Here is a 12,812-nt window from a genome sequence, read left to right on the forward strand (position 1 = left end):
TTACCTTTGAATATTTAGTCCTAATTCTTGTGCTTTTCTCATTAATTCCTCTATTTCCTTTTCCTTGTTATATTCTTCAGGAAATTTCTCAAAGTACATATCTTCTAATTTGTATTTTAGAACAGGCTCATCAATTATGTCAATTATTTTTTTTGCTTCTATCTTATCTGTTATTAGACTACTTTCGTCACCATTTAAATATTTAATAAGGTAATCAATTTTCTCTTTTGCAAAATCTCCGATTAGACCATCTTTTATAAAGAAGCTATCAGCAAGAAGATCAGTTATATTTGCTCCAAAAGATTTCGTGGGTTTTTCGCCTTCTGATAAAACTTTAGTTGTAGCTGGTTCTTTTTTTAAATAAACAACATTGGTATTTGGAATATCGGACAGAGTTAATGGATCATGTGTTGCAAAAATTATCTGGATATTTTTAATTTTATCTTTCAAAGAGTTTATTAGAATAGGTAAAGTTGTTGTGAGAGCATTGATATATCTCTTTTTCCATTCCGGATGAAATCCTAAGTCAGCTTCATCTAATAAAAAAATACAATTTTCATTATATTGATGATCTCTGAGTGCTTTCAAATAATCATATATAGAAGAATATAAGTCAATCAGAGCTTTTTCTCCTGTTGATAACTTTTTTGTCGATCTAATTTCTAAAATATCTCGGCTTTTATTAGGAAGAGAATCAGTTAATTCGTCTTTAAGGAACTCATATGTTTTGATAAATTTATTGAAAGCTTCCAAGTCCAACTTTTGAATATCTATTTCAAGTCCACCTTCAAATTCTGTAGTTGAATCATCATCTATAAATTGATTTATCTGCTCAATAAAATCTAATATATTTTTAAAAATAATTATATGCTTTTTTATTGCTTCATTTATATATACTTTTTCAAATCCAGATATTTTGCCTTTAATCAAGTTATTGTTGTTTTTTAATTCTTCTAATAAAATTTCAGAATCTTTAATATTTAGTTCATCCTTGCCGTTTAGTAAAACGTTATAAAAGAATTTGCTTGTTTGAATAATATATTTATTGAAAAAATGATGCAATTTGTCTGTAAAATTTTCTGCTTCTAAAATTTTATTAAAATCATATCCTCCATTATCATTATTCATAGTAAAAGTATCATTGATAACTAAGAATGAGAGAAGGTTTACTTCCAAATTTTTTTTAAAATCTTTTCCGTCATGAAGAAGATGAGATGTTTCTTCTGAGTTTTTATAAATATCCCAAATCTCATGCAATTCTTCTTGTACACCTTTATGATTATTAAAATATTCCTCAACAGCATCTTCACTAGAAAAGCAATAGGGTTTATATTTTGCCAATTCCATCAAATCATTTCTAACTCTGTAAAAGTTATTTCCTATTGTGGTCTGTATATAAACCTTTTCAAAGTCATCTTTATAGAGAGAGTTCGCTTTAATTATTAATTTTTCATAAAAAGGAAAATGGTCATATGATTTTTTTAGATTTTCAACTAGTTCAGTGTTTTTCAGAAAAAATAAATGTCTTTGAATGTTTTGAAGATAGAATGTAGAAATTGAATCGCTGTAATGATAGATCAAACTTATTGGTGAGTTGATGTCCGTTAAATCATAATCAATAACTGGAGAATAATAAATTGTTTCAATTTGATTTCTTTGAATTTTAGTAACTTCATCAATTTCAAATTTTTCAGAGAAATAACAATAACTATCTTCTAATAAATTTTCAAAAATGAAAATAGCATCAAACATTCTATCTTGTCTATCATAAGGTGAGAATATTTTATTTAGATTTCTGAAAACACTAGTTTTTCCGGCTCCATTTTCTCCCACAATTGCTGAAACTAATGATATATTATTACTCCAAAAGTTTTCAATATAATTGCTATTAGGGGTTCTTATTACTTCATATTTATTTTCTTGTTTATATTGTATGTTGTAAATGTACTTACCTCCAAGATTTACTAATGATTCAGAAAATAAAAAATGGTCTTTTGTGTAGATTGCTACAAGTCTCATGGTTTTTTGTTTTGATAAAGATATGATTTCTCCACAAAAAAAATATTACGGAAAGCCGTAACTTTTAATTACTATCAATCCGGTGTTCATTTATTCTAAATAATTTACATAACATTGCAAAAAAAAATATTCCATGAAAATTTTCAAATTTATTTCAGTTGTAACTGCAATTGTATTCTTCGGGGTTACTATCAATGCACAAAAAAAGAAACCGGCAGCAGCTTCAAAATCAGGACCTATCGAAATGCCTGCAGGCACGGAAACGCAGTCGATCCCTAATGAAGAAAAATTCACAGATATGATTACGAAAATCAATGAAGCCGTTGTTTTTAAGTATGATGAAAGTTATAAAAATGCAGATGTATACATTATGAAGAATGGTAAGGAAACATTGATGTACAAGGTAAAATCCAGTGATACGGGGGTGGATAAAAAACTGAATGCGAGAGTCTATAATAAGAAAGTATACAGCGCTGACGGAAAACAACTTTTATTTACTTATGAGACGGAAACTGCTGTGAGCAGTTTAATAAAGTTCATCTTCAATTTCCCGGAAAAGAAATCTCTTATTCTTGATTTTTCAAATATATATGAACATGATGCCTACACCATGGGTAAATCAGAAACTTTTGAAAAGTATCCTGTTTTTTATTATTATTCGTTTTATACGAATGCGAAAAAATGATTTACGTCCCATAAAGTTACTGTTCCGGAAATCAGGAAATCTTCCATAGAAAGAGAAGAATTTGTATAGGATTTTATGAAGAAATGGGATATAACCAAAGCATTTTTGAGCTTGGAAGTACAGCACGGATTGTAAATCCGCGCTATCGGGTTTGATATTGCTCAAAGTCGGGAAACTTTGCGCAGCGCGGTTTGGGAGTACAGCACGGTTTCAAATCCGCGCTATCGAAAGGTTTTCAATAAACTGTAACAGAGAAGACTTTATTTGGCAATCAGACTTTTACATAATACAGGGATTTTCCCAGCTTATCTTCAAGATGCCTTATATAATCATCCTCTGTTAATCCAATGTTGTATTTTTCCCAAGGGGCAGTTAAAGTCTCAGTTTTTTTAAGATATGTGTTTATCAATTCCAATATTGACTTCCTGTTCAATGTTTCTCCCTGATAGTTTGTAAGTCTTTCAGACTCTTCATGATTATTGATCGTATTGTATAACATCAATAATTGATTCTTAAAGTTATTTTCGCCAAATAAAATGATCGAATTTTCCAGTGTGGTATTTAACAAATGTGGAAAATGAAAAACAGGAGTATACACTTTGTAAGGTTCTCCCCATTCGAATTTCTTTTCTTCAATCTTGCATTGGGGTACTGTGCTGTCGTCTATATAATTCATATTATTTCTGCTCTCGAAAAGTATTTTAGATTTCAAGCGGCTTCAGGGTGATTTTATCGATATCGACGGATTCTATTTTTTCTAAGTGGATTAAAAATTCCATCCAGCTAAGGATATGCTCTTCTTTAAGGGAATAAACATTTAATTTCCAGATTCCCGTTGGTATTTCTATCAATGGCAATTCATATTTAAAATATTCTTCTTTTGTTACATCTCCGCTTCCGTTTAAAATGTTTTTAAGGGTTAATGAGCTGTCGATATGGGCTTCTAAATCACCGTTATGATTATGGCACATTTGGGTAAAATCTGCATGAGAAACAGCGCGGATTTGATCTCCGGGTTCTGCTTTTAAGTAGTTGTAAGAATCGTGAAATTCCCATCTATTGCTGTCTATTTCGTCTTTATTAAAAACAAAATCGACCTGTTCTACTGCTTCATCAGTAGTAATAATGTGGATGATTCCCTGTTTTAATAATTCTGATAATCCATCGGGATAGTCATAATTGAATTCTTTATCCGAATAATAGTTTTTACACCTGGTTATATTAGCAAAAATAAGTACGCCTTCTGTATTTAATCCTTCGAGAACCATGGTCTGTTTGTTTAAAAATTATAGTGAGAACTTTAAATGGGCAGAGTTTCTGAATTTATTATGCAGAATTTCTACGGGGTAAAGTTTTATATCCTGAGCAAATTAAGTATAATTATGATATTTCGCAAACTTGTTTTTTACACAGAAGCGGTATTCGAAATAAGCCCGGCGTTCCGTAGGAACGCTATCTTTAAAAAATTGCCGCATTAAATATACCAATCCTACGGATTGATTGCCGGATTTATTTTTATTTCTACACAGATTCTGCTCCTAAAGGAGCAGCTTTTTTATTATTTTAAACCATTTAATCATTAAAAAGGTTTATCTGTCTCTAAATTCCTGTGGAACACCGGATAATTCTGCCAAATCTATTTCTAAGCGGGTATTTCCCTCATCTGCTTCAGCTCCTGCGGTGAATGCTCCATATACTTTATTTAAAACCAGCCTTGCAATTCCATCAGTAACCGCAATGATGGGGTTATCATTGTTAAAAGTAGGGTGTAAATGGAATTTAACAAACCCGGTAAGAGGATTTGCCGGATTTGTACTGCATACTTCAAGGGTTACCTTATATAATGCAGGATTTTCTGAAGGTTCTATTTTTGCCGTAATTTTTCTTTCATTACATTCAGATTTTCCACCCCATTTTGATTTTTGAGGGTCATCCGGATCATTCGTAGCAATATTGTTTACTTCTGCTTTTACTTCATCAAACTTTTCAGAGATTGTTTTTCCGCCGCCTAAATCGGTCATTTTTTGCTGTGTATCATTAATGACTTCAGCCATTGCATTGACTTTTTTATCTAAATCATCTTCTACTTTTTTTACCATACCAATAAAATGAAGTCTTGTCCATAGATAAACGGATAAAAAGCCAATAATAAGAAAATACAATATTACAGCGATGGCTATTTTTTCGCCAGAATCTTTATTCTGAAATATTATCGAAAAATATTTTCCCACACGCGCTAAAAATTCAGGAATATTATTCAATTGAGTTAAGCCCACTCCGACAATAATCTTTGTAAGCCAGTCACTGATCTGAACAAGATTATCATTTTGCGTAACTGAAGGTTTTCTGTCATGATTATTTGTATCTGAGTTTAAAATTTTTGGTACTCCAAATAAAAATCCTGAAAGCCCCCCAATTCCAAAACTGGCTCCTCCAATAAAGATGCATGCTCCTGTAAGTTCCAGATAAGCCATTATTCCTCCTTTCATATTCAAGGTGTTTAAGCCGATAAGAAAGCAGATTACTATTCCGACAATAATGGAAAAGAGTAAGAAATCCCAAATGCTTTTAAGATCTCTGTTTTTTTGTTTTAATGTTAATTCTGGCATGATTATAAATTTTCTTATACGAAATTCTTACATATTCCAGAATTAATCCATTACTATTTTGTGTTATTTTTTGTTGGAATCTTCGGATTACTTTTTCATCAGGCTTCATTTAAAATTCAATCTCTAAAATAAATTGAAATTCAATGAATTGAAATTCCAAAGATTTGTTTGGTGTGCTTATTTTTCGTATATTTGTTAACTTATTAAAAGAAATCTCTGTCTTTACTTTCTGTGATCGTTTAGAATATTTTATTTACTTCCGTTTCAATTTATGCCTTTTTAAGGGCATTCACATTAATAAAAGCACTCAGAAACCCTTTAATAACAGGTTCGGAATTTGGTGGATACCATCATTGAAAAGGGCGATTTCCCTGATTTTTCCGAAGCTTAAAATAACTGTAAAATAAAAATTCAATAAAATATATGGCAGATTCTTTCTCTAAAAAAGAAAATTTCAAGAAAAAACAGCAAAAACTAAAAGAAAAAGCAATGCGCCGTGAAGAGCGTAAGGAAAACAATGATAAAGGGAAAAGCCTGAACGAAATGTTCATGTATGTAGATGCGAACGGACAACTTACTTCTACACCACCGGATCAGGCTGAAAGAGAGGAAATTGATATCAACAATATCCAGTTGGGAGCAGCTCCTATTGAGGCTGAAGAAACTGTAAAAACAGGAATTGTAACTTTTTTAAGCGAAAAAGGATACGGTTTCATCACGGAAGATAAGACTAAAGAAAATATTTTCTTCCACAACAACAACTGCATTGACCAGATTAAGAAAGGAAATAAAGTTTCTTTCGAAAAGGAAAAATCTCCGAAAGGTTTTTCTGCAATGGAGATCAGATTGGTAAAATAAATATCAGATAATAGATAAAATAAAGCTTCAGAAATGAAGCTTTATTTGTTTTTATAGAGTTCCTCGCGGATCTGAACTAATATTTTTGTGGTTTTTTCCAGATCCGGAACATCGGGTAGAGTAGAAGCAGCATGATAATGTTCAATAGAAGCAATAAGGTCTTCCGCTTTTTTTAATACTTCTTCATACGACCGGTTTCCGGCTTTGATGTCAAGTAATTCTTCGCGGTTTTCCACGCGGATATTCAGAGAATTGTTTTTAAAAATCTGTTCGCACGACTGTAATAAACGAATCGTGTGCATCATGTTTTTGCTGTCGTAATTCTGTCCGTGATTCTGATTGACGTTGTAGCGGTCTTCATTGCGTTCGGAAACCCACTTCCAGTATTCGCGGTAATCTTTGCAGTAGGTAGAATAGGCATCTAGGTTGTAGAAAAGATAGGCAAGTGGATGCTGTCCTTTGGGAACGGAGGAAACAGAGACCTGATTTGCTTCTAGGTTCTGGATGATTCCTTTGTATCTGAAATCGCCGGACTGATCGTAAAACAGGGCAAACATTCCTTTGGTATTGTCGATGCTTACCAAGCCGCATTTTTCCTGCTGTAAACCATTCTTATTTTCGGGGGAAGAGGATTCCCGCAGCCATTTTTTCAACGGAACGGAGCCCTGATCCTGCAAAATATAACAGAAATCGAGGATGGATTTTTTCTCTTTATCCATCGGATTGAGAATCTTTTTGTTGAGTCCTTTTGCTTTTTTAATCTGGGAAACGGCATATCCTGCAAAGGTGTCTTTGCAGAGTCTGGAAAGGAAATCTTCGGGTTTCAGGAGATCCATTAAGGGATGTTTCTGTAAGATGCAGTCTTCCGGACTGGCGATAATTTCGAGGATGTTGGGATTGTTTTTCTGTAACAGTTCGATGAGTCTTCCGATTTCATAGTAGGTGATGTCGTTGGTTTCGTTAGAAATCTGGGGAATATAATTTAACCCGAAAAATTCTTCTTTCGGTAAATAATACACGCCGCGAATGTCTGTATCAGAATTTTCTGTTGCCAATCCGAAAGAACGGCTTCCGGAGATGGCTTCGAAAAGGATGAGGTTTTTGTTTTTAAGGTCCTGGATGGTCATTTAATAATCTTTAAAAAGTTCAAAATCTTCAAATTTTATTTTTTGAGATTTATTCTTAAAATATCTGTTATTTCTGTTGCTTTTAAAACCTGTTCTTCCGATTAAATTACTATTAATAAAAAGATGTGTTTCTTTGTTTTGGAAAGGAATCGTTATAAAAAAACATTTTTCGAGGTTTTTGTCAAGATCCTTAAAGCATCTGTTAAGAAAAGCAAAGTTTTCTGTTTCCGAAATAAATTTCTCTTCCAATATAGAAAATTTATTTTGCGCTGAATCAATCATTGCTTGTAACCTATCGGAATTTTCATCAGGATAAATTTTAAAATAAGTTTTTACAATATACTCTATAAATTCCTGTCTATAGAAAATTTTATATTCTTTAAAGTTTTTTATGGCTGAATAAATCGGATCCTGAGAATCGTCTTTGAGGTTCGCACATGTAACTTTAACGGATTCGGGGATTTCGATTCCGTATTGGCATCTTAGATTTTCGCAATGGTTTAGAAACTCATTTTCTTCTTTGTACAAAACTTTAACTTCTCCTTTGGCAATATTTTTTTCAATACTTACGAACAATGGATTTCGTCCCTCCTGCCAAACTCCATCTCTAAAGATTAAGGTGAAATATTTGTATTCGGCTCTGTTTTTAGCATTAAAACTGATATGAATTGTATCTCTTTCCTGAGGAGTATAATCGAAATCGAAAATGTTTCCGTGATTAAGTTTGGATGTCATATGTTCTGCAGAGATTCTGTTTTCAAAATCTTTTACAGGCATCATGACTTTTCCGCGTATTAATGATTCCCGGGAGCCATGATAACGGTATATAGACCAAATGTAAATGTCTTTTATGTCATTTATGTTTCCTTCAGCACAGGTGCAGAATTGTAGTTCTGTATTGGGGGTACACATAATTTAATCTAAAAAATAGGGTGAAAAATCAATTCCCTGAAAACAGCCTGCCATTGGCAAAACGTTATCGCCGTTCATCGTGACTTCATATTCTTCGCAGGTGAGCTGTGAAACTTTCTGATACCAGCTTTTCTGGTGTTCTTTCTGAATGTTGTCCAGTTTAATTAAACAATGCAGTCCGCCATTGGTTTTGATAAAGGTAAGACAGTCTGGGTTTAAGCAGTCTGCAATGTCTTCTCTGAATTTCTCAATGGCTTGTTGATGGTTTTCTATTCGGAAATCAATATCGAGATCAAAGAATATTTTTCGTGAAGTGGTGGTCTGAATAAGATTTAAAGCCAACGTATGGGGATTGATGGCGTTATCTTTCCGGATGAGTTTTTCCGAAATTTCTTTCATTAAAAACAATGAAGCATTGTGAAGGTCGCGCGGGTTGGGAGTGATGTAAATCGCGAGGTTATCCTGAGAAACTTCGGTATTTCCGGATTCGTACAAACCTGCCGGAATTTCGAGCTGCCTGATTTTCTGAAGCAGTCTTTCTTTGGTTGAGGTAAATCGTTTTAACTGTGCTTTATCGGCTTTCAGCCCTGTTTCTGGGTTGTATTTTTTTCTTGCAAGAAGGGCAACATAATATTGTTCATTGGGCAGTAGTTCTGGAAGCCAGTCTATGAATTGCTGTAATTTTTCTTCGTTGTGTATGATTTTGTAGTTCATTGGTTTTTAATTTTGTTTTTGAAATTCAATAACCTTATCAATCCATTCCAAAATAGTATTTTCCAGTGCTTGTAAATTTTCGAGTTCGTAATTTTTTTTGTCTGAATGTGATAATATACCTGCTTTATGTATTTTTTCTTTAATTTTAAAGATAAAATGTGTTTGTGGAAGATCTAATATTGCACCGCCGCCATAATAGCCAAATGTATTATTTTCATGAACTGTTTTTAGAAATTGAAATAAAATTTTCAGCGGAATTTGTCCTTGATTAACAAAATCTAGTTTTCTTCCGGAGCTTTCAGAAAATTCATTTGAACAAATATGCAAATAATAATCAAAATCTTCATCAATTAATAAACGAATACTTCTTACTCTCAGGTCTCCTCTTAAGCCATCACTTTTACTAAAATAAAAGATATAATTACTTTGAGAAAAACCTTCATCATTGATGTAAACAGGTAATCGGTATTTCCTTTTTCTGTAACCATTTTCATCTTTCACTGGATTTCTAAAGGAGAAAAATAAAACTTCATAAGATATTTTAGAAACTATAAAATCGTCTTTTTTGTTTAATCCGTTTGCATAGACAAAGGTTTCATTTTCCCAAGAGTAATTTTTTGTTTTAAGGTTCCATTTATTTTTAGTAAAAATAAATTCAATCCAATAATAACCGGAAAACTGTTCTGTTTTTAGAATAAAAACATCCCTAAACTGTGGCGTGTAATTTATGCTTTTGAAAAAATTACCTCGTGTAAATTCATTGTATAAGTCGGTTATGTTTTGTGAAATTTCATTAAAATTTTTGACATCCTCAAATATTTTTTTCCAGGGAAATTGCATACCAATAATTGTAGACTCTCTATCTTTAAAATTTGGTAAATAACGCTTTATTGCCCAATTAAAATCAGTTTCCTGATGGGGTTGGTTGATGGTGATAATACTTTCTTTTTCCATGGTTATGTTTTTAAAATTCATTCAAAAATAATCTATAATCTTCTCGTATCATCAATTCCTTTTCCACAAACAATTCATTTCTCATACAATCTACCGTTTCCTGTGTTACAGGATTGTAGCCTTGTTTGTTAACTTCCTTATTAAATATTCCGACACCGCGTTTTTGCCAAGACGGAAGATCGTTGTAATTGATTCCGTACTGAAAAAGCAGTTCATTTTTATCGGATGGTGACATTCTTTCAATTCTTTCGGTGGTTTGTTTTGCGTTGAATCCGTTGTTTCTCAACGTCCAGTAACAATAGGCTGAAAGGGAATTTCTGTGGGAATCTTCCTGTCTCCAACAAAAATAATCCGCGATCATTTCACGATTCGGAATGGAAATCGTTCTGCAGTCGAAAACACAGATTTCCTGAAACTGCAGGCTGAAAAAAGCACTGGCTTCTCCCGCCAGAACAGAATTGATCTTCCTTACTTTTCTGCTGAAAGTCTGGTCGTCTTTATGGATCAGTAAAGAAATTTCATCACTCTGCGTGTAACCGTACAACACTCTAAACCCGATGGTAAAAAGGTGTTTCGTGGTATCGATCATTGCCTGACTAAATTTCGAATCAAAAGGTTTTTCCAGCGACAGTTTTTCTTTGGTAAGTCTGGTAAATCCTCTTCCGTCGAGTCTCACGATAATAAAGTTTTCCGGAAGGATATACTGTTCCGAAAGGATTTCGTTTTTTCGCATTAGCGCTTCAATTTCTTCAAACTTCATAATCGCTGATTTCAAATTTGTAGTCTCTTATTTTCACATGGAATATTTTATCAAAACCTTCTTCAATGGAAGGCTTTTCGAGGTCTGTGTATTTTGCTTTTATTCCGATCTCGCTGATGGAGTCTTTTCTGTTTTTATTCCGTTCCAGAGAATCCTGAATGCTGCTTTCAAAATAATATGCAATGATTTCGTATTTGTTCTGTCGGGCAGGTTCAATGTATTTTCTTCTGCTTTCTCTGGTCACATTTGTATTGTCAATAACTATTTTGGACTGTGTTTCAAAACAGTACTTAAGCAGTTTTCCTTCTTTGTTTCGGGTATTCAGCAAATCCATGCTGATCCTGATGTGCGAATTGAAAAAAAGCTCCTTGTAGAAGGAACTTTTTCCGCTTGCGGGAATCCCGATGAATATGATGATCTGCATTTTTAATTCTTTATACAGCTTTTCACAACAACCTCCAAAACCTTCTCCGCATCACAACTATACAAACCGGAACACCAAGCAGGATTGGCTTCAATTAAAGCCCAGCCTTTTCCTTTGATGATCCCGAAATCCAGAACAATCGCTTTGGGTAGCGTTTCCCCGTATTGCTGAATAAAATTTTTGAAAAAATCAAAAAGTTCTTTCTGTTCGTTTTCAGAAAGCGGATCGGTGTCAAAAACGTCATTTCTCCAATAAGAAGAATGGGTTTTTATTTGATTATTTAAGACAAAACATCTTACTTCCAGTTCCCATTCTACCACTTCGGAAGTAAAAACCCTGCTTTCCAGATCCAGTGTGTCAAAACCTTTAATGTTGGTGACTTTATCAAAAACTCCGGCTTTAAAATTTTTAAAATCGGAACATTTGATGAAAATATTTTCTTCATGCACGAAATCTTTCAGCTTTCCGTAAGAAATTTTCCTTTGGGTAAATTCCTCCGAAACTTTTGAAAGCCAGTCGTCATCAGGTTTTGTCAACGTAAGATTGCATTGTTCCGCCACAATTTCAGCATAAATATCTTCGCCATACACCGCAATCACGTCTGCACGAAATTCTTCGGGAACATTCCATTTTGCATTGAATCGGCTCAACTCGTAGGGTGAATTGAGGGATGCTTTTTTCAGATTGTTGCTGTCTTCCGTGTACATGGGAGAGAGCGCGATGAGGTTTTTCATGGCATTATTTTTATTTCTAATGTATTAATATTTCTCTAAAAACCTTCTCCATTTCGTTTTTATCCGAATTTCCTCCTTTCAGACTTTTCGCTTTTTCTTCATTATCCAGTATGGTCTTCTCTAAAAATCCGAAGAGTTCCCAGTCATTCGGATGATGGTAAGATTCTCCTTTGGTAGATTTTAAAGCGATTAAATTTTCTATTTTCGTTCTTGTAAAATCATCGACCAAAACCAGTAATTCACTGAACAAAACAGGCGGAACTGTCCCTTTATCCAATATCCATTTTCCGGTTAAGGTAGTTCTTAGGCAGTAAAAGTAAGATTTCAGTTTCACCTCATCAAGTCTGCATGCTTCGAGATATTTTTTGCTCATGCTTGAATAGTGATAAAATACCGCTATCGGAGAAAAGCATTTGTCCGCCAAAGGTTTAAACAGATCGTAAAATTTTTCATTTTTCACATAAACGACAGGAGAGTAGAACCAACTCAATAAAGCCGCGTTTGACTTCAACAATAGATGGAACGTTTTTCTGAGATCCCATCCGGAACCGTCCAGATCGTCTTCCGTCATAAATTCTATGGTTTCATCTTTATCCCACGGCGAAAGATACCAGTCTTTTTCGTGTCGGTATATGAAGCGTATATCGTAATCGCTGTCCGGAGAAGCAAATCCCCACGCGCGGCTTCCCGATTCTACGGCAAGCAGTATTTCTACACCGCGCTTTGCTTCGACTTCTTTTAGTTTTTCTATTATTTTGGGTGTCATGATTTTTAAATTTTATACAAAATAAAAAATATCCTGCGCAATCTTTTTACGCAGGATTATTTTATGTAAAACTCGTCTAAACTTTTTACCACAAAAGATGCAAAAGATTTTACACTTTAGTTTTTTAAGTTTAATACTTAAATGGAAAGCAAGAGCACATAAGTTAAAAAAAAATCAAAGATTTTTAAAAACTATTGTGAGCTTTTTCATTTATAATGATCAACTTTAAATAAAAAATTTAGTAGATCTT

General features: G+C 33.4%; 14 protein-coding genes. 2 read left to right on the forward strand and 12 right to left on the reverse strand.

Annotated elements, in window-relative coordinates; genetic code table 11:
• Positions 1 to 2,019, reverse strand: a complete 2,019-nt coding sequence (locus BW951_RS18420; RefSeq protein ID WP_076395433.1) for an AAA family ATPase — start codon at positions 2,017 to 2,019, stop codon at positions 1 to 3.
• Positions 2,020 to 2,152: 133 nt separating this feature from the next.
• Between BW951_RS18420 and BW951_RS18425 the strand changes: the two genes are divergently transcribed.
• A complete protein-coding gene (locus tag BW951_RS18425) occupies positions 2,153 to 2,704 on the forward strand; it encodes a hypothetical protein (RefSeq protein ID WP_076395435.1) in 552 nt (183 codons plus the stop codon).
• Positions 2,705 to 2,975: 271 nt separating this feature from the next.
• Here the strand turns inward: BW951_RS18425 and BW951_RS18430 are convergent, their stop codons facing one another.
• The 3 genes from BW951_RS18430 to BW951_RS18440 all read right to left on the reverse strand — a co-directional run bounded on the left by BW951_RS18430 (position 2,976) and on the right by BW951_RS18440 (position 5,313).
• Positions 2,976 to 3,380: a hypothetical protein gene (locus BW951_RS18430; RefSeq protein ID WP_076395437.1), complete on the reverse strand. Its 405-nt coding sequence runs from the start codon at positions 3,378 to 3,380 to the stop codon at positions 2,976 to 2,978.
• Between the two features lie 25 nt (positions 3,381 to 3,405).
• On the reverse strand, positions 3,406 to 3,972 hold the full coding sequence (locus BW951_RS18435; RefSeq protein WP_076395439.1) for a hypothetical protein: 567 nt from the start codon (positions 3,970 to 3,972) through the stop codon (positions 3,406 to 3,408).
• A gap of 321 nt (positions 3,973 to 4,293) precedes the next feature.
• A complete protein-coding gene (locus tag BW951_RS18440) occupies positions 4,294 to 5,313 on the reverse strand; it encodes a pYEATS domain-containing protein (RefSeq protein WP_076395441.1) in 1,020 nt (339 codons plus the stop codon).
• Between the two features lie 423 nt (positions 5,314 to 5,736).
• On the opposite strand from BW951_RS18440, the gene BW951_RS18445 reads away from it, so the two are divergent.
• Positions 5,737 to 6,171 carry a cold shock domain-containing protein gene (locus tag BW951_RS18445; RefSeq protein ID WP_076395443.1) on the forward strand — a complete coding sequence of 145 codons (435 nt, stop codon included), beginning with the start codon at positions 5,737 to 5,739 and terminating at the stop codon, positions 6,169 to 6,171.
• A gap of 41 nt (positions 6,172 to 6,212) precedes the next feature.
• On the opposite strand, the gene BW951_RS18450 is transcribed toward BW951_RS18445, so the two are convergent.
• Genes BW951_RS18450 through BW951_RS18485 form a run of 8 tightly spaced genes read right to left on the reverse strand, consistent with a single transcriptional unit; the run spans position 6,213 to position 12,562 of the window.
• Positions 6,213 to 7,298: a nucleotidyltransferase domain-containing protein gene (locus BW951_RS18450; protein ID WP_076395445.1), complete on the reverse strand. Its 1,086-nt coding sequence runs from the start codon at positions 7,296 to 7,298 to the stop codon at positions 6,213 to 6,215.
• Positions 7,299 to 8,210: a hypothetical protein gene (locus BW951_RS18455; protein ID WP_139326208.1), complete on the reverse strand. Its 912-nt coding sequence runs from the start codon at positions 8,208 to 8,210 to the stop codon at positions 7,299 to 7,301.
• A 3-nt stretch (positions 8,211 to 8,213) separates the two neighbouring features.
• A complete protein-coding gene (locus BW951_RS18460) occupies positions 8,214 to 8,924 on the reverse strand; it encodes a hypothetical protein (protein ID WP_076395449.1) in 711 nt (236 codons plus the stop codon).
• 6 nt (positions 8,925 to 8,930) lie between these two features.
• Positions 8,931 to 9,878, reverse strand: a complete 948-nt coding sequence (locus BW951_RS18465) for a hypothetical protein (protein WP_139326209.1) — start codon at positions 9,876 to 9,878, stop codon at positions 8,931 to 8,933.
• 10 nt (positions 9,879 to 9,888) lie between these two features.
• A complete protein-coding gene (locus BW951_RS18470; RefSeq protein WP_076395453.1) occupies positions 9,889 to 10,638 on the reverse strand; it encodes a tRNA(His) guanylyltransferase Thg1 family protein in 750 nt (249 codons plus the stop codon).
• Positions 10,628 to 11,062: an AAA family ATPase gene (locus BW951_RS18475; protein WP_076395456.1), complete on the reverse strand. Its 435-nt coding sequence runs from the start codon at positions 11,060 to 11,062 to the stop codon at positions 10,628 to 10,630. The genes BW951_RS18470 and BW951_RS18475 overlap by 11 nt, the downstream gene beginning before the upstream one ends.
• A gap of 2 nt (positions 11,063 to 11,064) precedes the next feature.
• Complete coding sequence (locus tag BW951_RS18480) at positions 11,065 to 11,796, reverse strand: ATP-grasp domain-containing protein (RefSeq protein WP_076395458.1); 732 nt, start codon at positions 11,794 to 11,796, stop codon at positions 11,065 to 11,067.
• A gap of 16 nt (positions 11,797 to 11,812) precedes the next feature.
• A complete protein-coding gene (locus tag BW951_RS18485; protein WP_076395460.1) occupies positions 11,813 to 12,562 on the reverse strand; it encodes a nucleotidyltransferase domain-containing protein in 750 nt (249 codons plus the stop codon).
• Positions 12,563 to 12,812 lie beyond the last annotated feature (250 nt).

The organism is Chryseobacterium gambrini, from assembly GCF_900156825.1.
Taxonomy (GTDB): Bacteria; Bacteroidota; Bacteroidia; order Flavobacteriales; family Weeksellaceae; genus Chryseobacterium; species Chryseobacterium gambrini.